The following is a 25,538-nucleotide window of genomic DNA, read 5'->3' as shown; positions in this document are numbered from 1 at the left end:
GGCGCTTTGCTTCGGCTCTTGCCGGAGGGTTTTCGTGCGCCCTGCAAGAGGGGCCAAACCATGCTCGCACCAAACCTTTCATCCATTCGCAACCGAAACGTCCTGAGAAGCTCGACAGTCCTCTTCGGCCTCATGGCGGCAGCGCTGCTGCCGATCACCGCGCAGGCACAGGAAGCGGCCGAGAAGACGACGCGCCTCGAAAAGCTTGTCGTGAACGGCAGCGAAGGCACTGCCACGTCGATTGCCGAAGACAACGACACCGTTGTCCCGACACGCAACATCTCGGCGCTGAAGACCGACACGCCGCTGATCGAGACGCCGCGCGCGGTCTCTGTCGTCACGCGCAAGGAGCTGGAAGACCGCGGCGTCCAGGACATGATCCAGGCAACGCGCTACACGGCGGGTGTCACGACCGGCGCCTTCGGCTACGATCCACGCTTCGACCAGATCTACATCCGCGGCCTCTCGACCACCACCGACAGCGATTTCCGCGATGGCCTGCGCCAGCCCTACATGAACTACAGCACCTTTTCGACCGAGGTCTACACGCTCGATCGCATCGAAATTCTCAAGGGGCCTGTCTCGGTGATGTACGGCGCAGCAAGTGCTGCCGGCATCGTCAACCGTATCTCGAAGATGCCGCTTGAAGAAACCCACCGCGAAGTGGAGCTGCAATACGGCACGATCGGCCGGGCGCAGGCGGCCTTCGATTTCGGCGGCCCGGTCAGTGACGGCATGTTCTACCGCGTCGTCGGCCTCGCCCGCGATGCCGAGACCAATTACGATATCGCCGACGACCGCTATCTGCTGCAGCCCTCGTTCACCTGGAAGCCGGACGAGGCAACCTCGCTGACGATCTACGGCCTTGCCCAGAAGGGCGAGACCGATGCCAGCCCGCGCATGTTCGAATATGACGGCAAGCTGCTGCGCTACAGCGATCCCGACTACGACCACCAGAAGGTGACCCAATATCAGATCGGCTATCAGTTCAGCCACGAATTCGACAACGGCCTGACCTTCCGTCAGAACGCCCGCGTCAGCGATGTCGATCTTGAGGCCCGTTATGTAAACACCTCGGGCAGGTTCGCCGTTCCAGCGGCCACCTCGTATCCAACCACGGCTGTCACGGAAGCGCAGCGTGCCTACCAGATCGACAATCAGCTCGAGGCGAAATTCGACACTGGCGCGGTTTCCCATACGTTGCTTGCAGGCCTCGACTACACCTGGATCACCTCCGATTTCGGCCTCGGCTTCGGCAGCGTGGCGCCCGCCGACCTCTCCAGCGCGCCGACGCCGGATCGGACGGATTTCAGCGGCCGCGACCTGCGCCAGACCGGCGTCTATGCCCAGGAGCAGGCCGAATTCGGCAACTGGCGGGCGGTCGGCGGGCTGCGCTACGACTGGGTCGACCAGACGGCCACGGACAAGGACGCCGGTACGGAGAACCGGAAGGACGATGGAGCGCTGTCCGGCCAGGCCGGCCTTCTCTATCTCTTCGACAGCGGCATTGCGCCCTATGTCAGCTACGGCACGTCTTTCGTCCCCTCGACGCAGCAATCAGCCGATGGCACCGTGCTCGATCCGACGGAGGGCGAACAGATCGAAGCCGGCGTCAAATACCAGCCGGAGGGCGAACACTATTCGCTGACGGCCGCTGTCTACCGGCTCGTGGAATCCGGCAAGCCGCAATATGTGTTCGATGACTCACTGCCGGCCGGCTACTATTACAAATCGTCCGGTGAAAACACCTATAAGGGCTTCGAGCTGGAAGGCCGGACGGAGTTCGACAACGGCATCAGCCTGATCGCCGCCTACACCTACAGCGACGCCGAAATCACCGGCAATGTGAACCCGGCGCTGATCGGCAACACGCCTTCGACCACGCCGCGCCACACGACATCGCTGTGGGTGAACTACGCCATCGAGGAAGACACCCAATTTGCGGGTCTTGCCCTCGGCGCCGGCATCCGCGTCACCAGCGGATCCTACACTTCGGACGAAAACACCGATCGCAATCCGGGTGCCGCCTATCTCGACGCGTCCCTGTCCTATGATTTCGGCAAGCGCACGCCGCAACTCGACGGCTTGAGCCTCGCGATCAGCGCCACCAACCTTGCCGACCGCCGCGAACGCGTCTGCACGGAAGGGTATTGCTACTACGGCCAGGGCCGCACGGTGCTGGGATCGCTGAAGTACAAGTGGTGATACTTTAATTGAAAAGCTGGCGCTCCGCGTTCACCCGAACCGCGGCGCCAGCTTCTGCATGTTGCGGATCATCGTCTGCAGATTGTCCTTGATCCGGGCTTCGACGACAACGGCCACTTCCGGGTATTCCTCCAGCATCCGGCGAAACAGCGGCCGGTTGATGCGGATCACTTCGCTGTCTTCCTCGGCCGTTGCTGTGAATTTGCGTTCGACGAAGGAGATCATCGCAAGTTCCGAGAGCAGCGTGCCGCGGCCGACGGTATCGACCATCTCGACGCTGCCATCGACAAGGTTGCGCGTCAGAGTGAACGAGCCGCTGGCGACGGCAAAGGCGCAATCGGCGGGCGCACCCTCGCGAAACAGCTGCTGGCCCCTGGCGAGCCGGCGGCGCTCTGCCCCGAAGGCGATCAGCCGCAGCTTGTCGTCATCGATATCCGCAAACAGCGGCACGAGGGACAGAAGGGCGATATCGTCATTCAGCGACAAAGGGATACCTCGGGGCGGGCGCGATATCGGCTGGCATCGCGCCCCTTGTCGTTAGGGAACTATCTTGTAGCCGCCATTCTCTGTCACCAAAATCTCCGCATTGGAAGGGTCGCGCTCGATTTTCTGGCGCAGGCGGTAGACGTGGGTTTCGAGCGTGTGGGTGGTGACGCCGGAATTGTAGCCCCAGACCTCCTCAAGCAGCACGTCGCGCGTCACCACTTTCTGGTCGGCGCGGTAGAGATAGCGGATGATCGCCGCTTCCTTTTCGGTGAGCCGGATCTTCTGGCCGTTTTCCAGCGTCAAAAGCTTCTGCCCCGGCTTGAACGTATAGGGGCCGACCGTGAACGTGGCGTCCTCGCTCTGCTCGTGCTGGCGCAGCTGCGCCCGGATGCGGGCAAGCAGCACGGCAAACCGGAAAGGCTTGGTCACATAGTCGTTGGCGCCGGCTTCGAGCCCGAGGATCGTGTCGGAGTCCGTGTCGTGGCCGGTCAGCATGATGATCGGCGGCTTGAAGCCGCCCTTGCGCAGGAGCTTGACGGCCTCGCGGCCATCCATGTCGGGCAGGCCGACATCCATCACCAGAAGCGCGATCTGCTGCGTGCGCGCAGTCTGGATGCCCTTGGCTGCGGTGGGCTCTTGAAGAATGGTGAATTCCTCATAGAGGGAGAGCTGCTCGGTCAACGTTTCGCGCAGGTCGTTGTCATCATCGACGAGAAGAATGGTGCGGGCCGACATGCTGAAATCCCTCCTTGCTTCCGGTTTGAAACTAGCTCAATCGGTGCTTTTGGCAAGCAGCGGAAGCCTTCACCCGTTTGTTACATATTGTGTAGTGCTATGGTTATGTTTCAGATCACGGACAACGCAAAAAACTGTGAGTAAAATGCGACTGAAACCCCGCAAGGCGGCAAACTCCGCCAGCACCATCACTGTCCGGCCCAAACCCGGACGCCGTACGAGGGCGCTGGTGACCTTCGCCGGACGCACCGAGGAGGCTGCCATCGGCCGGAGCGGCACGACCTCGCGCAAGCGCGAAGGCGACGGCGCGACGCCGATCGCTTCGATGCGCCTCGTCGGCGGCTATATCCGCCACGACCGCGTGACGCTGCCGCCCACCGCATTGCCGCTGCGCTTCACGCCCAGGAACCTGCTCTGGTGCGACGAGCCGCGCCACGCCCTCTACAATCGCCCGGTCAGCGCACCCTTCAAACCCAGCCACGAAAAGATGCGCCGCGACGACGGGCTCTACGATATCTGCCTGGTGATGGACTGGAATCTGCGCAGCCGCAAACGCAACGGTGGATCGGCCATTTTCTTCCATCTCGCCAAGCCCGGTTATCAGCCGACGGAGGGCTGCGTGGCGGTCAGCCTGCCGGCGATGAAGCGGCTGTTGCGGTTCATGCGGCGGGGGACGGTGGTGAGGGTGACAGGATGACTGGCAGCGTCCAAACAACCGATGCACCCTTGATGATGCCCCTCTACCTTGCAGTCGAAAAGTTTAGCCCATCTGATGGACAGGGATGGAACGACTACGTTGCCTGGTCGGGATTGACGCAACTCGACGAAGTCGTCTCGCTCGATGGTATGATCTGCCCGTTTGTTCTTGAGGAAATAAAGGACAGCTATTGGGATCACATCGTTAACGAAGACAACATGCTGAATTTCTTCACGGACTTTGATTTCCTTCTGAATGAACTCGGCGCTGTTCAACATGCCAATGTCCTCGGTGTTTTGCGCAATCCCACGCTGGAGGCGGTGCAGCGGGGTTTGGGCAATCGCTTTCATTTTGTCGGCTATGACCTGCTGGATCAAGATCACAGCATCAGCGCGCTCACCAACTGCGGCGGCTTCCCGGACGTTTTCGATAATGCGGAACTTTCAACCAAGGGCCTGCTGACAGATCATAGCAGGGCAAGGGAGATTCAGCACGATCTCCGCAGGCTGCATCCGGAAGAGCGTCACGCGGACTGCAATGTCTGGGCTATTTTTCGAATGAACTCCACGTAAAACGCTCCTTTGAGGGAAGGCGTGTCGTCAGTTGCCGGCGCCTACCCAAGCAAGCGCGGCGTCACAAACCGCTCCAGAGTGCCGGCGCCCGCAGCAACTTCATCCCACCCTTCGACATCGAAATCGATGACGGCAAGGCCGGCTGTCGGGAACTTTTCCTTCATCCGGTCGATTGCATCCTGGTCGCCGTCTTGCATGAGCAGCGACGCCAGTTCCTCCATGCCGGGATTGTGGCCGATCATCAGCAAGGTGCGGATGCCGGGCTTGACCGTCCGGATCACCTCCAGAATGCGCCCCGCCTCGACCTCGTAGATATCCGGTGCCTCATGCTCCGGCACCTTTTCCGACAGGGCGTCGCGCACGAATTCCCAAGTCTCCCGCGCCCGGCGGGCAGGCGAGATGATGGCGAGATCGGGGATCAGTTTTTCACGCGCCATATAGGTGCCGATGACGGGTGCCGACTTGCGGCCGCGTTCCGCCAGCGGCCGCTCCTCGTCGGCGACGCCTTCAGGCCAGGCGGATTTGGCGTGGCGCAGAAGGATGAGGCGGCGTTTCGGCATCATGGGTTTCCCTGTCATTTTGTCGCTCCCACCTCCGCCCACCCGAAGCGCCCACCGCGTTGGGCGCGTATCGGCTGCCTCCGTCCCAATCCGCTACTGGACGAGTGCTCTTGCGCTATGGCATGAACAATGGGGCGCGCACTTTTCGGGGGCATTCGTGGGTTGGAAACTGTTTGCGATTCTGCGACTGCTCGCTACGCCCCTGACAATCTACAATGCCGCTACGCTGGATGAAATCAATTTCCTGCTGATCGTCAGCTATCTCTTGTCATTTGTCGCCACAGGCGTTGTTTGCCTCTACGCATTCGATGGGAACCTGCTTTCAAAACCGCTTCGGCGGTTGATCGCTATCAGCCTTTCCATCCTACTGGCTGCGGACGCTTTTTTTGTCTTGCGGCTCGTCTATTGGTTCGGGAAATACGCACCCACCATGAGCTATGAACCCATCATGACGGAATTTGCAATTCCAATGATCTGGAATGCCTTGAGCGTATTGGCAGCATGGCGCTACAGCGCGGGCCGCACGGTGGGTGCTGCCCGGACTTAATAACCTGCGGTACATCACCGCACGGCTGTTTTGTTGCTGTCCTTGAAGATTTTCGAGCTAAAGCGGCTGGATCAAATCCCGGTTTTTGACCGGTGCGACGTCATGCCGGAATGCCCGATAGCGTAGACCATCGGACGGCGCAGAACAGGCTCACTGCATCGAGAGCCCCACCTCCCCCTCGAGGGGGGAGGTCGCGACGCAGTCGCGGGTGACAGCCGTGAAAACCAGAGTCAATTGTGTATGGCGCGGATCACCCCACCCCGGACCTGGGGTCCGACCCTCCCCCTCAAGGGGAGGGTAGAGGTCCTACTTCCACTCGCGGATATCGACGAAGTGTCCAGACACGGCGGCGGCTGCGGCCATCGCCGGCGATACCAGATGGGTGCGGCCCTTGAAGCCCTGGCGGCCTTCGAAGTTGCGGTTGGAGGTCGAGGCGCAGCGCTCGCCCGGCTTCAGGCGGTCGTCGTTCATGGCAAGGCACATCGAGCAACCCGGCTCGCGCCAGTCGAAGCCAGCCGCCTTGAAGATCTTGTCGAGGCCTTCGGCTTCCGCCTGTTCCTTGACGAGGCCGGAGCCCGGCACGATCATCGCCGAGACGGTCGAAGCGACAGTGCGGCCTTCAACGACCTTGGCGACTTCGCGCAGGTCCTCGATGCGGCCATTGGTGCAGGAGCCGATGAAGACGCGGTCGATATTGATATCGGTGATCTTCGTGCCCGGCTTCAGGCCCATATAGTCAAGCGCACGCCACTTGGAGGTGCGCTTGTTCTCGTCGGCGATTTCATCCGGGTTGGGCACGATGCCCTGAACGGAGATGACATCTTCCGGCGAGGAACCCCAGGAGACGATTGGCGGCAGGTCGGCGGCATTCAGCACGACGACGCGGTCATAATGCGCGCCTTCGTCGGTCTGCAGCGTCTTCCAGTAGGCGATCGCCTTTTCCAGGTCTTCGCCCTTCGGCGCGCGCGGCTTGCCCTTGATATATTCGAAGGTCTTTTCATCCGGCGCGATCAGGCCGGCGCGGGCGCCGCCTTCGATCGTCATGTTGCAGACGGTCATGCGGCCTTCCATCGACAGGGCGCGGATGGCTTCGCCGGCAAACTCGATGACATGGCCGGTGCCGCCGGCCGTGCCGATCTCGCCGATGATGGCCAGGATGATATCCTTGGCGGTGACGTGTTCGGGCAGGATGCCATCGACACGCACCAGCATGTTCTTGGCCTTCTTCTGGATCAGCGTCTGGGTGGCAAGCACATGCTCGACCTCGGAGGTGCCGATGCCATGCGCTAAGGCCCCGAACGCACCATGGGTCGAGGTGTGGCTATCGCCGCAGACGATGGTCATGCCCGGCAGGGTAAAGCCCTGTTCCGGCCCGACGATATGGACGATGCCCTGGCGGATATCGCTGGCGGAATAATACTCGACGCCGAAATCGGCGGCGTTCTGGGCGAGCGCCTCGACCTGGATGCGGCTTTCCTCGTTCTTGATGCCGAGATGGCGATCCGGCGAGGTCGGAACGTTATGGTCGACGACGGCAAGCGTCTTCTGCGGAGCGCGCACCTGACGGTTCGTCAGGCGCAGGCCTTCGAACGCCTGCGGGCTCGTCACTTCGTGAACGAGATGGCGATCGATATAGAGAAGACAGGTTCCGTCATCCTGTTGATCGACCAGGTGGTCGTCCCAGATCTTGTCGTAGAGAGTACGCGGTGCGCTCATGGCTGTGCATCCATTGTGAAGAAGAAGGTCAGGAAAAGTTCCGGCAAAGGGCGCCGGCGGCCGGTCGGGGTCAGGCCCCGACAGTCAGATAAGTCGGCTGCTGAGGGCGCCGGAAACGCACGCGAAAAACCGTGCCGGCAGACGCTTGTGGTCCTGCAGCACGACGATTTTCTGCTCGAAACATCCGAATTTGGATTCCATGGGCGGGGATATAGCAATTTTTTCAATGTTCGGCAATTGCCGTGATGGGAGTGATCGTGACTCCGCGGTCTCCCTCTTCTCCCCAGCGGGGAGAAGTGCCGAACGGAGTGAGGCGATGAGGGGGACTTGCGGCAAGCTCCGTCGAGCCGCCCCCTCATCCGGCCCTTCGGGCCACCTTCTCCCCGCTGGGGAGAAGAGGGAAGCCCCAATCAACCTACCCTCTCTGCCCCTGCCTCAATCTCTGCTCCAGCCGCCTCAACCCGAGCGACAGCCCGATCGTCAGGATCAGATAGATATACGCCACGATCGAATAGGTCTCGAAGAACCGGAACGAGCCGGATGCGTAGATCTTGCCCATCTGGGTGATGTCGGCGACGCCGAGTACCGAGACGAGCGAACTGTCCTTTACCATCGCCACGAAATCATTGCCGAGCGGCGGCAGGATGACGCGGATTGCCTGCGGGAAGACCACCAGGCGGAAGCGCTGATAACGCGACAGGCCCAGAGCCTTGGCCGCCTCGATCTGCCCCTTGTCGACCGAGAGAATACCGGCGCGAAACACCTCGGCGATGAAGGCGGAATAGCCGATGGAGAGCGCAATGACCGCGCGCCACATCAGCGACAGGTCACGCACCAGCATCGGCTCCATCGAGCCGGCCGAAATCAGCGGCGACAGGATGACGTTGATCAGCGTCACCAGCGCCGGGGCGCCGACGAAGGCGATGTAGAATAGAAGCACGAGGATGGGGATGCCGCGGATGACCTCGGTATAGAACCGGGCGATCTGGCGCAGCACGTTGCGCTCCGACAGCGCCATCAGCGCGATACCCAGCCCCAGTGCCGTGGCGAAGAAGAAGCCGAGCAGGGTGACGAGAACGGTGATGCCGATGCCGGCGGAGACGATGCCGAAAACCTGGCGGTAGATGCCGTTGGCCGCGATCACCACGGCCAGCGCCACGGCGATCACGGCAAGGGCGACCAGCCACCAGGGATAGTCGCCCTTCGAAGATTGCGGAGAAGCAGGCGTCATCGGGCGGCGATCATTCGCCCATCTTGTAGTCGACGAACCATTTCTGGTTCAGCTTGTCGAGCGTGCCGTCGGCTTTCAGCGCGGCGATCGCGGCGTTGACGGGCGCGACAAGATCAGAGCCCTTCTTGAAGATGAAACCGAAATCCTCGGTGCCGAGCGGCCCGCCGATCACCTTGAGCCCGCCGGCCGAGGAATCGACGTAGCCCTTGGCCGCGACGCTGTCGGTCAAGACGACATCGACGTCGCCGGCCTTCAGGGCCTGCACGGTGGCACCAAAGGTTTCAAACAGTTTTACCCGCGGGTTCTGCTCGTTGCCGTCGAGGATCTCGTAGACCGCCGTGTAGAAGGGCGAGGTTCCCGGCTGCGCGCCGACAAGCCCATCCGTGAATGCGCCGAACGTCTTTGCATCGGTGAAACGAGCCTCGTCGCCGCGCACCAGCATGAACTGCTGCGAGCGCATATAGGGATCGGAGAAGTCCACCTGCGTCTTGCGTTCGTCCTTGATGGTGATGCCGGTCATGCCGATGTCGTACTGGCCGTCGGAGACGGCCTGGATCATCGCATCCCAGGAGGTGTTCTGGATTTCCAGCTTGAAGTTCAGCCGCTTGGCGATCTCTTCCATCGCGTCATATTCCCAGCCGATCGCCTTGCCGCTCTTCGGATCGACGAACTGCAGCGGCGGATAGGCATTCTCGGTGACGACCACGACAGTGCGCCCGGCCAGATCCGGCAGATCGGCGGCGGCAACGCTCAAAGGTGCAAGAACAAGGGCGGTCAGGCCGGCGAGAATGGTGCGGCGGGAAAACATGGATGGGCTCCTGAATTGTGGCGAATGGAACCTGTCACAGAAGCCGACAGGCTGGCAAGAGACGAGAGGCTTTGCCGGTCGGTTTCACGGGCAACATCCTGAAAATAGCAGAGAGATCGGCGACGGCGCATGGAACCTGGTTATCTTTTTGGAACCTTCAGCGGAAAAACTGCCTCCTTTCGCGCAGGCCTGCTTGTCCATAGGTTCCGATGCGGCGCGTTTGCCGCCCCATATCTTGTCAGATGCCGCTCATGCATCACTGAAAAGGAAAATCATCCGATGAAACGAACCCTGGCCCCTATCGCTTTTGCGCTTTCGCTGACCGGACTGATGGCGGCAGGCACGCCTGTATCAGCGCAGGAAGCGGTGGTCGCGGCATCCGATGCGGAAGCGCTGTTCACCAGCCCGGACCCAAAGCTCAACGCCAACAAACAGGTGGTCTACGGCATCATCCGCGATCTGCTCGAAGCCAATCGTTGGGACAAGGCGGACCAGTATCTGACCGAGCGTTACCTCCAGCACAATCCCAACGCCGCATCGGGCAGCGCCGGCGTGGTGCAATACTTTACCAAGGTGCTCGACAGGAAGCCGTCGCCCATTCCGGAAAAGATCAAGACACCGGTCGCCTTCGTCACGGCGGAAGGCGATCTCGTCACCGTCGGCTATGTCCGCGAGATCAAGGACGAGAAGGATCCCGCCAAGACCTATACGACGACCTGGTACGACACCTGGCGGATCAAGGACGGAAAGGCCGACGAGCATTGGGACCCCGCGACCAAGCCATGATCGGCCGGCGGCAAGTCCGCCGACACCTCGGGTGACATGGCAGGCAGGCCGCTATCGTGACAATGGCTTGCTCGCCCCGATCGAAAACGACAGCGGAATGCGCGGCTGTCCCGGCGCCTGCTCGAACTGGTCCTCGCCGGTCTCGATCATGTCGGGATAATGCCGCCAGGCCAGGATCTCGTGCTCGTTGAGAAAATCGAGCGTCAGCCCGGCCTTCAGGAGCGCGTTGACGGTATGGCTGATCGGATGCAGCCATTCGTACATGCGCTGGTGGGTCAGCGGCCGTTCGTCGCCGGTATAGGTGTGGGTTTCCTCAAACAGAAGCGGCGCATCGGCCGGCGTGCGCCAGCCATAAGCGAGCGACAGACGGCCATTCTCAGCGCCTTCGTATTGATACATCTGCGGATGCCCATCGAGCAGGTAGAGCCGGCCGCCGGGACGCAGCAGGCTGGCGACGACCTCGGCCCAGCGAAAAATGTCCGGCAGCCAGTGGATGGCGCCCCAGGTGACGAAGACCATGTCATAGGTCTGGCCCTCAAGCGCCGTCGCCGCGTCATAGACCGAGGCCTCGACGAAGGTTGCCTGCGTCCCGGCCTTCACGGCAAAATCCCGCGCGGCGGCAATCGCGACCGGCGAGAAATCGAGCCCGGTGACCGAGCGTGCGCCCAGATGCTTGAGGCTCAGCGTGTCGAGCCCGATATGGCATTGCAGATGGACGATGTCCTTGCCGGCGATCTCGCCGATCTCGCCTGCCTCCAGCGCATGCAGCGACGAGCCGCCTGATAGCACCCGGTCGATCCGGTAGCTGCCGGTGGTATCGGTCGCGTGCAGCGCCGCCCGGTCGTCCCAGTTCAGAAGATTGGTCTTGAGATAGTCGTCCATTGTTTTCTTGCCCCCAAAGAAAAAGGCGACCCGAAGGCCGCCTTGCTCAAAAATGTCCAACAATCCCGATGGATTGAAACTTATTCTGCTGCCGGTTCGGCTGCTGCTGCGGCAGCGGCGGCTTCTTCAGCGGCCTTGGCTGCGGCTGCCTCTGCTGCGGCGGCTTCGGCTGCTGCCTTTTCGGCGGCCAGAGCCTGTGCTGCTGCGACCTTTTCAGCTTCCAGGCGTGCCTTTTCTTCGGCAACGGCCTGACGCTCGGCGTCGTTCAGCTTGCGGGCGCGAACGCCGGTGTCTTCAACGATACGCGCCGACTTGCCGCGACGATCGCGCAGGTAATAGAGCTTGGCGCGACGGACCTTGCCGCGGCGAACGATCTCGACGCCTTCGACCATCGGCGAGTAAACCGGGAAGACGCGCTCGACGCCTTCGCCGTAGGAAATCTTGCGGACCGTGAAGCTTTCGTTGATGCCGCCGCCGGAACGGGCAATGCAAACGCCTTCATAGGCCTGGATGCGGGTACGGGTACCTTCCGTCACGCGAACGTTGACGCGGACGGTGTCGCCTGCCGAAAATTCCGGAAGCGTGCGCTTGGCGGCAATCTTGGCGGCCTGTTCGGCTTCCAGCTGCTGGATGATGTTCATGGGTCTCAACCTTCTCAAGTTCTTCTGAAACAGCCAGAGCGCTCGACCGTACCTCTTGGACCAATCCTCTTTACGAGGCGCCGCCAGGTTTTGTTCCCAAGTGAGGAACAGGAGCGAATTCACCATTCTTTGTTTTTCAGGCGACGGGATTTTTCCCGAACCGGTCGGGCGAATACACCAAAGCGCGGCGCTTGTCATCCCCAGGCAACAAAAATTCTCCCTGCCGCTAGCCGGCGGAGGACGATTTCCGCGTCTTGCCGCCGGTCAACCTGCGGGCTATGTCCTTTTGTACCGCTGGAGGAGCGTCATGTCCATATCCACTGCCATCATGCTGTTTGTCGCTGGCTTCCTGTCGAGTGCCGTCAATGCCGTTGCCGGCGGCGGCACGTTTCTGACCTTCGGTGCGATGACGCTCGCCGGCCTGCCGCCGATCGTCGCCAATGCCACCTCCTCGATCGTGCAGTTTCCGGGCTACGTCACCTCGGCGCTTGCGTATCGCAAGGAGATCTGGGCCGATCGCCGCGAAGTGATCGTCCTTGGCATTCTCTCGCTGATCGGAGGTCTTGCCGGCGCGCTGATCCTGCTGTCGCTGTCCAATCCGTCCTTCCGGGCGATGGTTCCCTGGCTGCTGCTCGCCGCCACCGCGATCTTCGCGCTTGGCCCGCTCTTGCGCCCGAGGGCGTCCGAGGACGGCGCGCCGGTCGGGCCGCTGGGCATGGCCGGCCAGTTCGTCACCGCCATCTATGGCGGTTTCTTCGGCGCCGGCATGGGCATCATGATGCTGGCCGTGCTGGGGCTGTCGACCGGCGGCGACTATCACCGCGTCAATGCGCTGAAGAATTTCCTCGCCATGGTGATTGCCGCCGTCGCCATCGTCGTCTTTGCCGGCGGCAATGTCGTCGGCTGGCTGCATGCCGCCGTCATGATCCCCGGCGGCGCGCTCGGCGGCTATGCCGGCGTCTGGCTCGCCCGCCGCGTGCCGCAGGCGCTGATCAGGGGGCTGGTGGTCGTGGTTGGATTGTTGCTGGCGGTTTATTACTTTGTCACGGGGTGAGACTGAAGCGGCCGCGGCAACCCCATCAGACCTGTTTCGATCGCAGCCCTTCGAGCAGCGTGCGAAAACCCTGCACTGCCCTTTTTGAGGTTTCCTCCGGGTTGTCGGAATTGGCAACCCACAGGGCGGCATTGCTGCTGGCGCCATTGATCATGCGTGCCGTCACTTCCTCGTCGATGTCGATAATCATACCGTCCTGCTTGAGCTGGCCGAGGCTTTTCTTGAGGGCGACGATGCAGCCGCTGGTGGTTGGCCATTGCGATATATCGCCAAGGACGGCGGGACCATCGCGAAACATGATCCTCTGGATTTCCGGCTCCAATGCCATCTCGATATAGGTCGCACACTCATCCACAAACCCCTGCCAGCGTGTTGCGGCCCCGGCCGAAACCCTGTTCAATCGCGCCGTCATCTCGGCGTCGATCTGCTGGATGACCGCCTGCAGCAAGCCCTTCTTGTCGCCGAAATGGTGGTAGAGGGCACCGCGGGTCAGGCCCGCCGTCGCGGTGAAATCATCCATCGAGGATTGCGCGTATCCAACGGTCCCGAAGGCATGCCGGGCAGCCGCGACCAGTTTGGCGCGTGTTTCGGCGATCATTTCGGGGCGCGGCTTGATCATGAGGTCTCCTGATTCACATACGTCGCGTATTTATTTTTACATACGTCGCGTATTTTAATTGACATACGGGACGTATGCAATCACCTTGTGGCATACGCCACGTATGTAAGTGGTGCATCCAGACGATTTCAGGAGCATCCGATGTCCAATCCCTACAAGGAAATATTCAGTGTGCCGGGGGCGAAGGGCTTTTCCGCCGCCGGGTTTTTTGCCCGCCTGCCGATTGCCATGGCCCCGATCGGCATTGTCGCCATGCTGTCGCAGACGCGCGGCGAATATTGGATTGCCGGCGCTGTTTCGGCCACCTTCGCGCTGACCAACGCGCTCGCCGCGCCGCAGATATCGCGCATGGTCGACCGGTTCGGACAAAGTGCCGTCATCGTGCCGACAACGATTGTCTCGGTGATGGCCTTTGTTTTCCTCATTCTGTCAGCCAGCCGGGACTGGCCGGAATGGACATTGTTCGTCTCCGCCTTTCTGGCCGCTGCCATGCCCAGCATTCCTGCGATGCTGCGGGCACGCTGGAGCGAAATCTTCCGGGACCGCCCGGAGCTGAACACCGCCTTCGCCTTTGAATCCGCAGCCGACGAGCTGGTTTACATCGCCGGGGCGTCGCTCTCGGTCGGTTTGGCGGTCTCTCTGTTTCCGGAAGCCGGCATGCTGATCTCAACGATTTTCCTGGCTGTTGGAACCGCGGCCTTCACCCTGCAGCGATCGACCGAGCCGGCAGTGCGTCCGGCAGAGGCCGGAACAGCGCGGACGTCGGCCATTCGCTTGCGGTCGGTGCAGATCATAACGCTGGCGCTGGTGTTTGTCGGCTCCATGTTCGCGACGGCTGAGGTCACCACCGTTGCCATCACCAAGGAACTCGGACAGCCGGGCGCTGCCAGTCTTGTGATCGGCGTCTACGCGGTCGGATCCTTCGTTCTCGGGCTGGTGCTTGGCGCCCTGAACCTGCGCACGCCATTGCACAAGCAGCTGCTGATCGCCGTCAGCGTTCTTGCCGTCACGGCCCTGCCTCTGCTGATTGCCGACACCGTGCCCCTTTTGGCCTTGGCCGTCTTTCTGAGCGGCATCGCCATCTCGCCGACATTCATAACCGCGTTTGGGCTGATCGAGCGCCGGGTCCCGGAATCGATGCTGACGGAAGGCGTCACCTGGGTCATGACCGGCATCGGCATCGGCATGGCGCTCGGAGCGTTTCTGGCGGGCTGGGTCGTGGACAATTTTGGTGCGCAGAATGGCTTCTGGCTCTCCGTGGCGGCCGGCGTGGCGGCTGTGCTCACCATTTCACTGGGGCAGCGAACGCTCTCCGGAGGCAGACCGGAATTGGCCACCAGCGCACTGCCGCAAGCAGCGGAGTAAAACCCGAAACGGGCATGGCATGCCGATGTGGCGTGCCATGCCGACTGTGACGCAGCGACTGAGCCTACTTCCGCAGCAGGTCCGGCCGCCGCTCCGCCGTCAGCCGCCGCGCTTCTGCCTCGCGCCATTTGGCGATATCGCCGTGATGGCCCGACGTGAGAACGGCGGGAATTTCCTGCCCCTCGAACACCTGCGGCCGGGTATAGTGCGGATGCTCCAAGAGCCCGCCTTCGAAGCTTTCATGCACGCCGGAAAGATCGTTGCCCATCACGCCGGGCAGGATGCGGACGATGGCGTCGAGCAGGATCAGCGCAGCCGGCTCGCCGCCGGAGAGAATGTAGTCGCCGATCGAAACCTCTTCGAGCTGGCGGCTATCGATCACCCGCTGATCGACGCCCTCGAAACGGCCGCAGACGATGATGGCGCCGGGCCCTGCCGCCAATTCCCGCACGCGCTCCTGCGTCAGCGGTTTGCCGCGCGGGCTCATCAAAAGCCGGGGGCGGTCGCCGCCATCAGACGCATGATCGATCGCCTTGGCCAGAATATCGGCCCGCAGCACCATGCCGGCGCCGCCGCCGGCCGGCGTGTCATCGACGGTGCGGTGCTTGTCCTCGGCGAAATCGCGGATCTGGACGGTGTCCAGCGACCACTGGCCGCGCTCCAGCGCCTTGCCGGACAGAGACTGGCCGAGATGTCCCGGAAACATGTCCGGGTAGAGCGTCAGGATGGTGGCGCGGAAGGACAAGGCTCACTTCGCCTTGGGCTTGAACTGGCTGGTCGGATCCTCGTCCTTGTCGTCGGTCAGGCCGGCCGCCAGCGGATCGACCAGCATGGTGCCGGCTTCCAGATCGATTTCCAGCACCGACCATTCGGTAAAGGGGATCAGCACCGGCCGCTTGCCGGGGCCTTTCAGCTCCAGAAGATCGCCCGCGCCGAAATCGAACACGCCGGTGACCGTGCCGTAGCTCTTGCCATCGGCATCGAGCGCTTCGAGACCCTCGAGATCGGCATAGAAGAATTCGTCCTCGTCGAGATCGTCGTCGGGCAGGTTGTCGCGCTCGACATAAAGTTCCAGGCCGTTCAGCGCCTCGGCGGCATTGCGGTCGTTGACGCCGCGAAACCGCACGATGACGACGTTCTTCGCCTCGCGCACTTCCAGAACCTCGAATGTGCGTCCGTCCTCGGCATGGAGATGGCCGTAGTCGCCGATCGCCGTCGGATCCTCGGCAAAGGATTTGACGCGCACTTCGCCGCGCAGCCCTTGAGCGCCGCCGATCGTTCCCATCAGCACAGGGTTGTTGAGTTTGCTCATTGCCGGGTCACTCTCCAGATTGTGCCACTCGCATAAACGAAAACGGGCGGCATGAAAACGCCGCCCGCTTCAAAAATAGGCTATCGCCTGGCCGGGAACAAAGATCGAGCCGATCCTATGGGTTCCTACCGGCGATCCTTGGTATTATTCAGCAGCAGCGGCGGCTGCGTCTTCAGCCTTCTGCTTGGCTTCGGCGATACGTTCCAGCGCCTTCTTGCCCGGCAGGCCCTTGGTCGGGTTGACGCGGGTTTCGCGCGTTGCAACGCCGGCTTCGTTGAGGAAGCGCAGGACGCGGTCGGTCGGCAGCGCGCCGTTCGACATCCAATGCTGGATGCGCTCGACGTTCAGTTCAACGCGCTTTGCGTCGTCCTTCTTCAGCATCGGGTTCCAGGAACCGACCTTTTCCAGGAAACGGCCGTCGCGCGGCGAACGCACGTCGGCGATAACGATCTGGTAGAACGGGCGCTTCTTGGAACCACCGCGGGCGAGACGAATTTTCAGTGCCATGTCATGTACTCCTTGAGATATCAAACCGTCTGAGACGGCCTTTTTGTGTATTGTTAAAGCTGATCAATCCTTGAGATCGGCAGCGATGGCTTCATGATGCCGGATGACTTCGTGGATGATGAAGTTCAGGAACTTCTCCGCGAAATCCGGGTCCAGATCGGCTTCCTTGGCGAGGCGCCGAAGGCGGTCGATCTGGTATTCCTCGCGCGCCGGGTCCGCCGGCGGCAAATTGTACTTGGCTTTCAGCACGCCCACCGCCTTGGTGCAGCGGAAGCGTTCGGCCAGCATGTGCACGAGCGCCGCGTCGATATTGTCGATCGACTGGCGGTAGCCCGAGAGTTCCTGTTTGACTGCCGGATCAATCATTCGGGTCCAGTCCTCACTTCTTCTTCGGCAAACCGGGCAGGCCCGGGAATCCGCCACCGAGACCGGGCAGCTTCATGCCGCCGCCCAACCCCGGCAAACCGCCACCGCCCATGCCGGGCATGCCGCCCTTGCCGAGACCGGCGGCTTCCGCCTGCTTCTGCAGGGCTTCCAGCTGCTTGGGGTCCATCTTCGACAGATCGGGCATGCCGCCCATGCCGCCGCCCATTCCGCCAAGACCCATCTTGCCGGCAAGGCCGCCCATCATCTGCTTCATCATGCCGCCCTTGCCCTTGCCGCCCATCATTTTCATCATGTCGGCCATGGAACGGTGCATTTTCAGCAGCTTGTTGATTTCGGCCGCATCGGTGCCGGAACCGGCGGCGATGCGCTTCTTGCGGGAGTGCTTGAGGATATCGGGATTGGCGCGCTCGGCCTTGGTCATCGAGGAGATGATGGCGAGCTGGCGGCCGAACATGCGGTCGTCGAGGCCGGCCGAGGCCATCTTGTCTTTCATGCCGGCCATGCCGGGCATCATGCCCATGATGCCGCCCATGCCGCCCATCTTCTGCATCTGGCCGAGTTGGTCGGCGAGATCGTTCAAGTCGAACTTGCCGGTCTTCATCTTGGCGGCCATGGCCGCCGCCTTCTCGGCATCGATGTTTTCGGCGGCCTTCTCGACCAGCGAGACGATGTCGCCCATGCCGAGGATACGGTCGGCGACGCGGCGCGGATGGAACTCTTCCAGCTCCGACATCTTTTCGCCGACACCGATCAGCTTGATCGGCTTGCCGGTGACGGCGCGCATCGACAAAGCCGCACCGCCGCGTCCGTCGCCATCCATGCGGGTGAGCACGAGGCCGGTAATGCCGACTCGCTCGTCGAAATTGCGGGCAAGGTTGACGGCGTCCTGGCCGGTCAGCGCATCGGCGACGAGCAGGATTTCATGCGGGTTCGAGCGGCGCTTGATCTCGGCCATCTCGAGCATCAGCGGCTCGTCGATATGCGTGCGGCCGGCGGTGTCGAGAATGACGATGTCATGGCCGCCGAGCTTGGCGGCTTGGACTGCGCGCGCGGCGATATCGGTCGGCGACTGGCCGGCAATGATCGCCAGCGTATCGACGCCGGTCTGGACGCCCAACTGCCGAAGCTGCTCCTGGGCTGCCGGACGGCGCGTGTCGAGCGACGCCATCAGGACCTTCTTCTTGTCCCGCGTCTTCATGCGAAGGGCGATCTTGCCCGTCGTCGTGGTTTTACCGGAGCCCTGCAGACCGACCATCATGATGACGACCGGGGCCGGCGCGTTGAGATCGATCGGCACGCCTTCGGAGCCGAGCATGGCAATCAGCTCGTCATGGACGATCTTGACGACCATCTGGCCGGGCTTGATCGACTTCAGGATTTCCGCGCCGACGGCCTTTTCCCGCACCTTGTCGGTGAACGAGCGCACGACTTCGAGCGCGACGTCTGCTTCCAGGAGCGCACGGCGAACCTCGCGCAGGGCAGCCGAAACATCGGCTTCCGACAGCGCGCCACGGCCGGTCAATCCATTCAGGATTGACCCAAGGCGGTCCTGGAGACTTTCAAACATCGCTTCATCCTTGTCGTTTCAGGGCATCTGGTCGGATGCCCGAAACGTTGTGCTTTTCCTTGACGAAAACAAGACGCAAAGCCAAAAAGCACCCGAGGGCGCAACGCGCTGTCGGGTGTTGACCTCCGGGATCTCCGCAATGGGTCCGGGTCGGCGGCTACAAGTCTTGTTCTTGTCGCAGATTGCGGGCGGTAAACACGATATGGGCGGGAAAGTCAAGGCTTTGCTCGATTGAACAAAGCCCTCCATCTTATCATATGCGAAAGTGCTTGAAGAAACTTCCGACGCATAACACACAGATCGCGATCATTGCGGCCAGGTTGAAACTCCACTCCCAGCCGAAATCGAGTTCGCCCAACAAGGCAGAACTGCGCGGCAGAGCTATCCACAGAAGGGGCAGGCCAAACACGGCGCTGGATATGTAGAGTTGCGCTCGATCGCGCGACGTGAATCTGCTCTTGCCAGGCGTGAGCGAGGCGACGTAATCCGTATGCGCCCAATCCCAATAGCTGAAGCCGACTGCGCTACCGACCGCTAGAACCGGTGCGGCGACGGCCCCTCTCAAATACAGTACGACCATCAGGATCTGCCAGACGACGACGATGCAAAAGGCTGCAGGTGCCATGCCGTTCAAAGTGATACGGGCAATTTGATCATAAACAAATTTCTGCAGCATGACGTCTTCGAACCGAACTGGATTGACGCAACTCTCCCGGCTTCGCGTGGAATAAGGGGAGTAAGGGATGCGCGCGATGTCCAAACGTTGTGCATTTCCACGAGGAAAACAAGACGCAAAATCAAAAGTACCCGTGGTTGCAACACACTGTCGAGCCCGGCAAGGAGCTATTATTTCAACGGCCTCTGTCGAAAAACAAAATCTTCCTGAGCTTTTTCGATATCCGCGGGTGGGTAGCACCTCATGGCAAACCGATAGCCGATGGTGTTGGCAATATATGTTTCAGGCTTGAGGGGATGCGAAGAAACGCTCCATTGCATCAGATACCTCGAAAACAAAACACCCCGCCTGCATCCAAAACGGACACATTCGAAATCAGACCCAGATGGAGAATATCTGCACGTGAATCGTTTCGACTGAAGTCCTCCGATAAATCCAAGCCTGTCTTTCCCGTGCCTCTTCTCGACGGATTCGATATAGGATTTGAAATCGTCGCCCAGAAGAGACTAAAGGTTCCTGGGCTTACCCTCAAATCGAACAATATTCGGATTTTCGCGATCGGTCGAAAAGGCGAATCCGGGATAGAGGGACAGCAGGGCAAATATCGCCAAAGCCCTCCATGCGGTATGCATGCGGTCCGACACCGCGTTATTTTTCGGCGACATCTTCCGGAATACACCTTTGCTCACCAACTACAGTCAACACCGAAACTGCCAGAATTGAAAGGCCCCATGGAAACGACCGCAGGCCGCAAACGCAATCTCTATTACACCGGCCCCGTCTCCGATCATTTCGACGGCACCTATTTCTTCAACCCCGAAGGTGAAGCACCGCTCGGGTTTCGCGAGCTGATGCGGTGGCAGTTCGGTGGCGGCCGGAGCGCGTGGCCGAAACGGGTGCCGAGCCCTTTTCCGCCGGCGAAGCCCGATGATCGCGTCGACGGCGATGGCCTGCGTGTCACCATGGTCGGCCATGCCACGCTGCTGATCCAGGTCGCCGGGCTCAATATCCTGACCGATCCCGTCTGGTCGCCGCGCACAAGCCCGTTTTCCTTCGCCGGGCCGCGACGCGTGGTCGAACCGGGCATCCGCTTCGACGACCTGCCGCCGATCGACATCGTGCTGGTCACCCACAATCACTACGACCATCTCGACCTTGCTACCCTGAAGCGGCTGCAGGCGGAGCATGGCCCGCACATCGTCACCCCGCTCGGCAACGACACGATCATCCACCGCGCCATCCCCGACGCCAAGATGTCCGATATGGACTGGGGCGAGCAGATCTCCTTCTGGGACGGCGTCACCATCGACTGCGAACCCTGCCACCACTGGTCGGCCCGCGGCGCGCGCGATCGTCGCATGGCGCTCTGGGCCGCCTTCGTCATTTCGACGCCGGCCGGAAGAATCTACCATATCGGCGATACCGGCTTCCACGACGGTATCAACTACCGCGCCGCTGCGGAAAAGCACGGCCCCTTCCGCCTCGCCAACCTGCCGATTGGCGCCTACGAGCCGCGCTGGTTCATGAAGGCGCAGCACCAGAACCCGGAGGAGGCGGTGACGGGCATGCAACTCTGCAACGCCGCCCATGCCGCCGGGCATCATTTCGGGACGGTGCAGCTGACCAACGAGGGGATCGAGGAGCCGGTCCGGGCACTGGAGGTGGCGCTGAAGGAACAGGACGTCGCGCGGGAGCGGTTTCGGGCGTTGCGGGCGGGCGAGGTGTTCGACGTGCCCGGAGTGTAGAAAGAGCTCATTCAGAAGCGCTTTCTCATCCGTCCGTTCCTGTGCCCGTCAGAGGAACGCGCCGCCAATGATCACAGACACAACGGGAGCTTATCCGGCCAAGCCGATCAACAGAAACCGTGTCAGTTGGCCACCGACATGTTCGATATCGTGAAGCCTTGCCTGCGCAGCAGCTCGATCACGCCGTCTTTGCCCGGCAGGTGCAGGGCACCGACGGCCATGAACACGGCGCCGCCGTCGAGGATCGGCCTGGCGCGGGCCGCCATGGTCCTGTTGCGATCGGTAATGATGCGCTGCTCGAAATCGGCATAGCCTGCATCGCTATCGGCGGATTTTTCCTCCGAGACGGCCTTCATCATCGGCATGATCAGGCCGGTATCGCCGGTGAGATACAAGTCGGTCGTCGTTTCCATGACATCGGCAACCGTGTCGCCGAGATCGAGCGTCTCGATCAGCGCCTGCAGGTGAAATTCGACCGGCAGCGCATCCATCGCCTTCAGCTGTTCGACCAGCGTTTCCAGCCCCTTCAGGGTCTTGCCCTGCTTCAATGCGTCTTCGGCCAGCTTCTTGTCGAGGAAGGAGGCGCCGGCCGCCTTGCGGCTCATTTCGCAGGCGGGCAGGGCGACGAAGCTGGCGATCATCCAGGGTTTCATCCGGGCAACCAGCGTCAGCGGTATGCCACGGGCTTTCAGACCGGCCGCCAGTTTTTCCGTTTCCTCGGGCTTGAGAAAATCCTTGATCGACTTGCCGTCGGCAAACATGGTCAGTCCCGGCTGCATCATGATCGCCGCCGCCGCCTTGCGGTCGTCGACGATCTCGTCGGATTCGACGATGACGGTTTTTGCCGTCTGATAGGCTGCGTCGGCGCCTTTCGGCATGGCCAGCACGCGCGGATCGGTGACATGCATGGTGCCGAGCAGGTAGGACGGCGCGATACCGGCCTTTTCGATCTTCCAGAACGTGCCCTTGCCGTTGGGAACGGCCGCCGCTTCCTTTTCCAGCGCTGCAAGCCTGGCCGGATCGGAGGTCCGCATGTCGGCGATCAGATTCTTGCCGCCGCAGGAGGCATCTTCGGCGCGGGCCTGGGACACCGCGAAGAGGGTGACGATCAGGCTGAGCGCGAACAGAACATGCAGGGTGGCGATCAGCGCGAGGATATTGTCGCCGAGGCGATCGGCGACGGAAAGACGGATCGATCGGATAAGGCGGTTCATATCGGCATGCTCTCCACGGACGTTGCCGCAACCATAACGGGGCCGATTTCCCAATCGGTTAATGAACCGCCTAATCTTGTTCGCAAACCTCCACTTGCATCAATGAAGACGGGTGAGGGTATAACCCTGCTTCCGGAACAGTTCGACCAGTCCCTGCTCTCCGATCAGGTGCATCGCACCGACGGCGATGAACGCATTGCCGTCATCGAGGAGAGGGGCCGCGCGCTCCGCCATGCGGATGTTGCGGTCGGTGATCATGTATTTCATAAAATCAGCATAGCCGGCGTCCTCCGAGGCTGTCGTGCCGAGGACATGGTAGCTCAGTGGAATGAACATCCCCGTGTCGCCATCAAGGTACATATCGGTCATGGTCGCGAACATGTCGTCCAGCTTATCGTCTGCCTCCAACTGCTGAAGAACGGTGCGGAGCAGCGGCGCCGAATCAACCGCATTCATTGCCTCCATCTGCTCAACTGCTGTTTCAAGGCCGACGACGGTTTTGTCCAAGTCCTGTGCGATGCGGATCAGTGCAAGATCGAGAGGCGCCAACCCGGCTGCTGCCCGTCTCTTCTCGCAGGCGGGCAGGCTGATATGCATGAGCAGCATCCATGGTTTCATCTTGGCAACCGCAAAAAGAGGAATTCCGCGCTGTTTCAGTGCGATTTCCAGCCGGCTGACCTCCTCGGAATTAAGCAAGGTCTTCACCGAAGTGCCATCGGTGAGCATCGTCAGTTCGGGACGGGAAAGCAGTGCCCGTGCGATATCCATCGGTTCCAGGTTTTCCAGTTCAAGAGCAATGGTATCGGCATGGTCAAACGGAGCCCATGCTTCCTCCGGTGTGAGGACGACGCGAGGATCGGTGATATGCATTGTGCCAAGCAGATATGAGGGCTCAACGCCTGTGCGCTCGATCTTCCAGAATATGCCCTTTCCATTCGGTGTCTCAGCAGCCTGCTTGCGCAAGTCGGCCAAAGCCTGCGGATCGCTGCGTTCCATTTCGGCAAGCAGATTCTTACCGGCGCAGACTGGCGGTTCGTCGGCATGTGCCGGAAGGACGAATGCCAGCGGAATGAGGAGGATGCAGGCGACGTTGGCGAGAAGCCCGCGGGCGGTTCTGGAGAATTCGCGGACATGGAAATGGGAAAGACAAGGATACATCACAACTCGCAAGCAATCGATCTGAAACAGCGGCTGCACTTATGGGTTGTTTTGGCCCCGGCATCAAGCGCGCGGATGCGCCCGGTCGTAAATCTCCAGAAGCCGTGCCGAATCGACGCCGGTGTAGACCTGCGTGGTCGACAGGCTGGCATGGCCGAGCAGTTCCTGGATGGTTCGCAAGTCGCCGCCGCCGGCCAGAAGATGGGTGGCGAAGGAATGGCGCAGCGCATGCGGCGTCGCAGTGTCCGGCAGGCCCAACGCGCCGCGCAATTTCTGCATTTCGCGCTGGATGATCGCCGCCTGTAGTTTGCCGCCCTTGGCGCCGCGAAACAGCGGACCGTCCTGCGCCAGATGATAGGGGCAGAGTTTTTCGTAGGCGCGCACGGCATCGACGGCGGCTGCGATCAGCGGTACGACGCGGGTCTTGCCGCCCTTGCCGTGGATGCGCAGCGCCGTCGGAGTGCCGGCAAAATCATCGGGCGTGAGGTCCAGCGCCTCGGAGATGCGCAGGCCGCAGCCGTAGAGCAGGGTCAGCACGGCGGCGTTGCGGGTGGCGATCCAGGGCTCTTCGGCAAGCTGCGCCTCGCTGGTGACGACCATCAGGGCATCGACTGATGTCAGCGGTTTCGGCAGCGATTTCGGCTGTTTCGGCGAGCGTACCGCAGAGGCGCCGGCGGCGTTGGCAAGGCCCTTCTTTTCCAGATGGCGCAGGAACGAGCGCAGACCGGCCAGGCCACGGCCGAGCGTGCGGGCGCCGGCACCGTCGCGTCTGCGGGAAGCCAGAAAACCGCGCAGGTCGCCGGGCCGGAGCGCGCTGATGTCGCTGAGCCGCGCCGGCCCGCTCAGATGCCCGGTAAGGAAATGCAGGAATTGCCGCGTGTCGCGCTCGTAGGCCTCGACGGTCTTGTCCGACAGGCGCCGTTCTTCGCCGAGCCCCGAAAGCCAGCGCTGGCGCTCCGCCATCAGCTCGGGATGACCAATGATCAGCAGTTCGTTCACAGGCATACTCCGCGACAATCAAGCGACGACTCTGCGCGTCAGGCCGTTATGTTTTTCCTAACGGCTCTTGGAATTTGTCATGTTCGGATCATATTCACCTGCGATAGCTCAGCGAAAGCACAGCGGAAAAAACCATGGCACGGCGGGATTCGGCAAGCGGTTTCACGTACTTCGCAGAGACGGTCGCGCTGGTATCGCACGGCCAGCCCGGCCATATCGTCGATACATTGATTGCCGAGCGCGGCCAGCGCATCGTCAAGCATCCGCTCTGGCCGGTGATGCGGCCGTTCCTCTATACATTGCTGAATTATCGCAAGGCCATCGAATTTGCCGATGCCGTTGCCAATGCGCCGGGGTTCCAGGCCTTCGAGCATCTGAGCGAAACCCTGTCGCTGGATATCCGTGTGCGCCAGCCGCAGCGGATTCCGGCTGAAGGCGGCTTTCTGCTTGTGAGCAACCACCCGACGGGCATTGCCGATGGCATCGCGGTCTTCGATCTTTTGAAACACTGCCGTCCCGACATGATGTTCTTTGCCAATCGCGATGCCATCCGGGTCAATCCGCGTTTTGTCGAGATGGTCATCCCGGTGGAATGGCGCGACGAGCACAAGAGCAAGCTGAAGGCGCGCGAGACGCTGCAGATCACCAACCGGTCGATCTCGGAAGGCAAGGCGACCGTGCTTTTTCCATCGGGTCGCATCGCCTATTGGGCAAACGGGAAGCTCAACGAGCGTCCCTGGAAGACCTCCGCCGTCAGCTTCGCCCGCAAATACAACCTGCCTATCCTTCCCGTTCACATGTCGGCGCGCAATTCCGGTCTGTTCTACTGGCTGGCCAAATGGTCGACCGAACTGCGCGACATGACGGTGTTCCACGAGCTTCTGAACAAGAAGGGCGACATGTTCGACTTCACCATCGGCAATCTGATCCAGCCGGACGCGCTGGACGGCGATCCGACGGAGGTGACGCGGGCGCTGGAGCGGCACACCGTGCATGATCTTGCGCGTGACGGCGACGCGGCGTTCCGGTCCGTGGTTTCGTCGCCGGAGGCGATCGGCTAAATCTGTGT

General features: G+C 61.5%; 28 protein-coding genes. 10 read left to right on the top strand and 18 right to left on the bottom strand.

Translation table 11 applies throughout. The annotated features are described in order from the left end of the window. Positions 1-60 precede the first annotated feature (60 nt). Entirely contained in the window at positions 61-2,205 is a 2,145-nt protein-coding gene (locus tag J2Z75_RS09570; RefSeq protein WP_209851104.1) for a TonB-dependent siderophore receptor, read from the top strand. Positions 2,206-2,235: 30 nt separating this feature from the next. On the opposite strand, the gene J2Z75_RS09565 is transcribed toward J2Z75_RS09570, so the two are convergent. Both J2Z75_RS09565 and J2Z75_RS09560 read right to left on the bottom strand, forming a co-directional pair. Continuing rightward, a complete protein-coding gene (locus J2Z75_RS09565) occupies positions 2,236-2,691 on the bottom strand; it encodes a cyclic nucleotide-binding domain-containing protein (RefSeq protein ID WP_209851101.1) in 456 nt (151 codons plus the stop codon). 51 nt (positions 2,692-2,742) lie between these two features. Beyond that, a complete protein-coding gene (locus tag J2Z75_RS09560) occupies positions 2,743-3,426 on the bottom strand; it encodes a response regulator transcription factor (RefSeq protein WP_209851098.1) in 684 nt (227 codons plus the stop codon). Between the two features lie 145 nt (positions 3,427-3,571). Between J2Z75_RS09560 and J2Z75_RS09555 the strand changes: the two genes are divergently transcribed. After that, positions 3,572-4,123: a L,D-transpeptidase family protein gene (locus tag J2Z75_RS09555; protein ID WP_209851095.1), complete on the top strand. Its 552-nt coding sequence runs from the start codon at positions 3,572-3,574 to the stop codon at positions 4,121-4,123. Next, positions 4,120-4,695 (top strand): hypothetical protein, encoded by a 576-nt coding sequence (locus J2Z75_RS09550; protein ID WP_234937261.1) that lies wholly within the window; start codon positions 4,120-4,122, stop codon positions 4,693-4,695. Before J2Z75_RS09555 ends, J2Z75_RS09550 begins: the two co-directional genes overlap by 4 nt. Before the next feature lie 41 nt (positions 4,696-4,736). Here J2Z75_RS09550 and J2Z75_RS09545 read toward each other — a convergent pair whose 3' ends face one another. Further along, positions 4,737-5,273, bottom strand: coding sequence for a SixA phosphatase family protein (locus J2Z75_RS09545; protein WP_209851092.1), 537 nt, complete (start codon positions 5,271-5,273; stop codon positions 4,737-4,739). Positions 5,274-5,412: 139 nt separating this feature from the next. Between J2Z75_RS09545 and J2Z75_RS09540 the strand changes: the two genes are divergently transcribed. Then, positions 5,413-5,802: a hypothetical protein gene (locus tag J2Z75_RS09540; protein ID WP_209851089.1), complete on the top strand. Its 390-nt coding sequence runs from the start codon at positions 5,413-5,415 to the stop codon at positions 5,800-5,802. Positions 5,803-6,108: 306 nt separating this feature from the next. On the opposite strand, the gene leuC is transcribed toward J2Z75_RS09540, so the two are convergent. The 3 genes from leuC to J2Z75_RS09525 form a co-directional block, all read right to left on the bottom strand. Next, complete coding sequence (leuC, locus tag J2Z75_RS09535; RefSeq protein WP_209851086.1) at positions 6,109-7,518, bottom strand: 3-isopropylmalate dehydratase large subunit; 1,410 nt, start codon at positions 7,516-7,518, stop codon at positions 6,109-6,111. A 415-nt stretch (positions 7,519-7,933) separates the two neighbouring features. After that, positions 7,934-8,749 (bottom strand): amino acid ABC transporter permease, encoded by an 816-nt coding sequence (locus J2Z75_RS09530; RefSeq protein WP_209851084.1) that lies wholly within the window; start codon positions 8,747-8,749, stop codon positions 7,934-7,936. 10 nt (positions 8,750-8,759) lie between these two features. Next, positions 8,760-9,557 (bottom strand): basic amino acid ABC transporter substrate-binding protein, encoded by a 798-nt coding sequence (locus tag J2Z75_RS09525; RefSeq protein ID WP_209851082.1) that lies wholly within the window; start codon positions 9,555-9,557, stop codon positions 8,760-8,762. Between J2Z75_RS09525 and J2Z75_RS09520 the strand changes: the two genes are divergently transcribed. Further along, entirely contained in the window at positions 9,556-9,840 is a 285-nt protein-coding gene (locus J2Z75_RS09520; RefSeq protein WP_209851080.1) for a hypothetical protein, read from the top strand. The two genes, J2Z75_RS09525 and J2Z75_RS09520, sit on opposite strands and share 2 nt — an antisense overlap. Further along, positions 9,837-10,343 (top strand): nuclear transport factor 2 family protein, encoded by a 507-nt coding sequence (locus J2Z75_RS09515; protein WP_209851078.1) that lies wholly within the window; start codon positions 9,837-9,839, stop codon positions 10,341-10,343. Before J2Z75_RS09520 ends, J2Z75_RS09515 begins: the two co-directional genes overlap by 4 nt. Before the next feature lie 51 nt (positions 10,344-10,394). Here J2Z75_RS09515 and J2Z75_RS09510 read toward each other — a convergent pair whose 3' ends face one another. Further along, positions 10,395-11,225 carry a class I SAM-dependent methyltransferase gene (locus tag J2Z75_RS09510; RefSeq protein ID WP_209851076.1) on the bottom strand — a complete coding sequence of 277 codons (831 nt, stop codon included), beginning with the start codon at positions 11,223-11,225 and terminating at the stop codon, positions 10,395-10,397. Between the two features lie 80 nt (positions 11,226-11,305). Continuing rightward, positions 11,306-11,866, bottom strand: coding sequence for a 50S ribosomal protein L19 (gene rplS, locus J2Z75_RS09505; protein WP_209851073.1), 561 nt, complete (start codon positions 11,864-11,866; stop codon positions 11,306-11,308). 307 nt (positions 11,867-12,173) lie between these two features. On the opposite strand from rplS, the gene J2Z75_RS09500 reads away from it, so the two are divergent. After that, a complete protein-coding gene (locus J2Z75_RS09500) occupies positions 12,174-12,920 on the top strand; it encodes a sulfite exporter TauE/SafE family protein (RefSeq protein WP_209851070.1) in 747 nt (248 codons plus the stop codon). Positions 12,921-12,945: 25 nt separating this feature from the next. Here the strand turns inward: J2Z75_RS09500 and J2Z75_RS09495 are convergent, their stop codons facing one another. Then, on the bottom strand, positions 12,946-13,539 hold the full coding sequence (locus tag J2Z75_RS09495; RefSeq protein ID WP_209851067.1) for a TetR/AcrR family transcriptional regulator: 594 nt from the start codon (positions 13,537-13,539) through the stop codon (positions 12,946-12,948). 141 nt (positions 13,540-13,680) lie between these two features. On the opposite strand from J2Z75_RS09495, the gene J2Z75_RS09490 reads away from it, so the two are divergent. Next, positions 13,681-14,904 (top strand): MFS transporter, encoded by a 1,224-nt coding sequence (locus J2Z75_RS09490; RefSeq protein WP_209851064.1) that lies wholly within the window; start codon positions 13,681-13,683, stop codon positions 14,902-14,904. A gap of 64 nt (positions 14,905-14,968) precedes the next feature. On the opposite strand, the gene trmD is transcribed toward J2Z75_RS09490, so the two are convergent. The 6 genes from trmD to J2Z75_RS09460 form a co-directional block, all read right to left on the bottom strand. Further along, a complete protein-coding gene (gene trmD / locus J2Z75_RS09485; RefSeq protein ID WP_209851061.1) occupies positions 14,969-15,649 on the bottom strand; it encodes a tRNA (guanosine(37)-N1)-methyltransferase TrmD in 681 nt (226 codons plus the stop codon). A gap of 3 nt (positions 15,650-15,652) precedes the next feature. Further along, positions 15,653-16,216, bottom strand: a complete 564-nt coding sequence (gene rimM / locus J2Z75_RS09480; RefSeq protein WP_209851058.1) for a ribosome maturation factor RimM — start codon at positions 16,214-16,216, stop codon at positions 15,653-15,655. 144 nt (positions 16,217-16,360) lie between these two features. Further along, the gene (rpsP, locus tag J2Z75_RS09475) at positions 16,361-16,723 is read right to left on the bottom strand and encodes a 30S ribosomal protein S16 (RefSeq protein ID WP_209851055.1); all 363 of its coding nucleotides are present in this window, start codon (positions 16,721-16,723) and stop codon (positions 16,361-16,363) included. A gap of 63 nt (positions 16,724-16,786) precedes the next feature. Beyond that, positions 16,787-17,089 carry a chorismate mutase gene (locus J2Z75_RS09470; protein WP_209851052.1) on the bottom strand — a complete coding sequence of 101 codons (303 nt, stop codon included), beginning with the start codon at positions 17,087-17,089 and terminating at the stop codon, positions 16,787-16,789. A 13-nt stretch (positions 17,090-17,102) separates the two neighbouring features. Next, positions 17,103-18,677 carry a signal recognition particle protein gene (gene ffh, locus J2Z75_RS09465; protein WP_209851049.1) on the bottom strand — a complete coding sequence of 525 codons (1,575 nt, stop codon included), beginning with the start codon at positions 18,675-18,677 and terminating at the stop codon, positions 17,103-17,105. A 253-nt stretch (positions 18,678-18,930) separates the two neighbouring features. Further along, on the bottom strand, positions 18,931-19,353 hold the full coding sequence (locus tag J2Z75_RS09460) for a hypothetical protein (protein WP_209851046.1): 423 nt from the start codon (positions 19,351-19,353) through the stop codon (positions 18,931-18,933). Positions 19,354-20,084: 731 nt separating this feature from the next. Between J2Z75_RS09460 and J2Z75_RS09455 the strand changes: the two genes are divergently transcribed. Further along, positions 20,085-21,098: an MBL fold metallo-hydrolase gene (locus J2Z75_RS09455; protein ID WP_209851043.1), complete on the top strand. Its 1,014-nt coding sequence runs from the start codon at positions 20,085-20,087 to the stop codon at positions 21,096-21,098. Positions 21,099-21,220: 122 nt separating this feature from the next. On the opposite strand, the gene J2Z75_RS09450 is transcribed toward J2Z75_RS09455, so the two are convergent. From J2Z75_RS09450 to J2Z75_RS09440, 3 genes are all read right to left on the bottom strand, one after another. Further along, positions 21,221-22,312 (bottom strand): TraB/GumN family protein, encoded by a 1,092-nt coding sequence (locus J2Z75_RS09450; RefSeq protein WP_209851040.1) that lies wholly within the window; start codon positions 22,310-22,312, stop codon positions 21,221-21,223. A 99-nt stretch (positions 22,313-22,411) separates the two neighbouring features. Continuing rightward, complete coding sequence (locus tag J2Z75_RS09445) at positions 22,412-23,509, bottom strand: TraB/GumN family protein (protein ID WP_209851037.1); 1,098 nt, start codon at positions 23,507-23,509, stop codon at positions 22,412-22,414. 24 nt (positions 23,510-23,533) lie between these two features. Beyond that, complete coding sequence (locus J2Z75_RS09440) at positions 23,534-24,475, bottom strand: tyrosine recombinase XerC (RefSeq protein ID WP_209851034.1); 942 nt, start codon at positions 24,473-24,475, stop codon at positions 23,534-23,536. Positions 24,476-24,603: 128 nt separating this feature from the next. Between J2Z75_RS09440 and J2Z75_RS09435 the strand changes: the two genes are divergently transcribed. Beyond that, positions 24,604-25,530, top strand: coding sequence for a GNAT family N-acetyltransferase (locus J2Z75_RS09435; protein ID WP_209851031.1), 927 nt, complete (start codon positions 24,604-24,606; stop codon positions 25,528-25,530). Positions 25,531-25,538 lie beyond the last annotated feature (8 nt).

The organism is Rhizobium herbae, assembly GCF_017873135.1.
Taxonomy (GTDB): Bacteria; Pseudomonadota; Alphaproteobacteria; order Rhizobiales; family Rhizobiaceae; genus Pararhizobium; species Pararhizobium herbae.
Note: the sequence above shows the minus strand (reverse complement) of the source record. Positions and strands in the feature narration are given on the sequence as shown.

Bases quoted from the DNA above. Each gene is read 5' to 3' on its own strand.
- J2Z75_RS09570 (WP_209851104.1), top strand. From the start codon at position 61: ATGCTCGCACCAAACCTTTCATCCATTCGCAACCGAAACGTCCTGAGA.
- J2Z75_RS09560 (WP_209851098.1), bottom strand. From the start codon at position 3,426: ATGTCGGCCCGCACCATTCTTCTCGTCGATGATGACAACGACCTGCGC.
- J2Z75_RS09555 (WP_209851095.1), top strand. From the start codon at position 3,572: ATGCGACTGAAACCCCGCAAGGCGGCAAACTCCGCCAGCACCATCACT.
- J2Z75_RS09550 (WP_234937261.1), top strand. From the start codon at position 4,120: ATGACTGGCAGCGTCCAAACAACCGATGCACCCTTGATGATGCCCCTC.
- J2Z75_RS09545 (WP_209851092.1), bottom strand. From the start codon at position 5,273: ATGACAGGGAAACCCATGATGCCGAAACGCCGCCTCATCCTTCTGCGC.
- leuC (WP_209851086.1), bottom strand. From the start codon at position 7,518: ATGAGCGCACCGCGTACTCTCTACGACAAGATCTGGGACGACCACCTG.
- J2Z75_RS09530 (WP_209851084.1), bottom strand. From the start codon at position 8,749: ATGACGCCTGCTTCTCCGCAATCTTCGAAGGGCGACTATCCCTGGTGG.
- J2Z75_RS09520 (WP_209851080.1), top strand. From the start codon at position 9,556: ATGGATGGGCTCCTGAATTGTGGCGAATGGAACCTGTCACAGAAGCCG.
- J2Z75_RS09525 (WP_209851082.1), bottom strand. From the start codon at position 9,557: ATGTTTTCCCGCCGCACCATTCTCGCCGGCCTGACCGCCCTTGTTCTT.
- J2Z75_RS09515 (WP_209851078.1), top strand. From the start codon at position 9,837: ATGAAACGAACCCTGGCCCCTATCGCTTTTGCGCTTTCGCTGACCGGA.
- J2Z75_RS09510 (WP_209851076.1), bottom strand. From the start codon at position 11,225: ATGGACGACTATCTCAAGACCAATCTTCTGAACTGGGACGACCGGGCG.
- rplS (WP_209851073.1), bottom strand. From the start codon at position 11,866: ATGAACATCATCCAGCAGCTGGAAGCCGAACAGGCCGCCAAGATTGCC.
- J2Z75_RS09500 (WP_209851070.1), top strand. From the start codon at position 12,174: ATGTCCATATCCACTGCCATCATGCTGTTTGTCGCTGGCTTCCTGTCG.
- J2Z75_RS09495 (WP_209851067.1), bottom strand. From the start codon at position 13,539: ATGATCAAGCCGCGCCCCGAAATGATCGCCGAAACACGCGCCAAACTG.
- J2Z75_RS09490 (WP_209851064.1), top strand. From the start codon at position 13,681: ATGTCCAATCCCTACAAGGAAATATTCAGTGTGCCGGGGGCGAAGGGC.
- rimM (WP_209851058.1), bottom strand. From the start codon at position 16,216: ATGAGCAAACTCAACAACCCTGTGCTGATGGGAACGATCGGCGGCGCT.
- rpsP (WP_209851055.1), bottom strand. From the start codon at position 16,723: ATGGCACTGAAAATTCGTCTCGCCCGCGGTGGTTCCAAGAAGCGCCCG.
- J2Z75_RS09470 (WP_209851052.1), bottom strand. From the start codon at position 17,089: ATGATTGATCCGGCAGTCAAACAGGAACTCTCGGGCTACCGCCAGTCG.
- ffh (WP_209851049.1), bottom strand. From the start codon at position 18,677: ATGTTTGAAAGTCTCCAGGACCGCCTTGGGTCAATCCTGAATGGATTG.
- J2Z75_RS09460 (WP_209851046.1), bottom strand. From the start codon at position 19,353: ATGCTGCAGAAATTTGTTTATGATCAAATTGCCCGTATCACTTTGAAC.
- J2Z75_RS09455 (WP_209851043.1), top strand. From the start codon at position 20,085: ATGGAAACGACCGCAGGCCGCAAACGCAATCTCTATTACACCGGCCCC.
- J2Z75_RS09450 (WP_209851040.1), bottom strand. From the start codon at position 22,312: ATGAACCGCCTTATCCGATCGATCCGTCTTTCCGTCGCCGATCGCCTC.
- J2Z75_RS09440 (WP_209851034.1), bottom strand. From the start codon at position 24,475: ATGCCTGTGAACGAACTGCTGATCATTGGTCATCCCGAGCTGATGGCG.
- J2Z75_RS09435 (WP_209851031.1), top strand. From the start codon at position 24,604: ATGGCACGGCGGGATTCGGCAAGCGGTTTCACGTACTTCGCAGAGACG.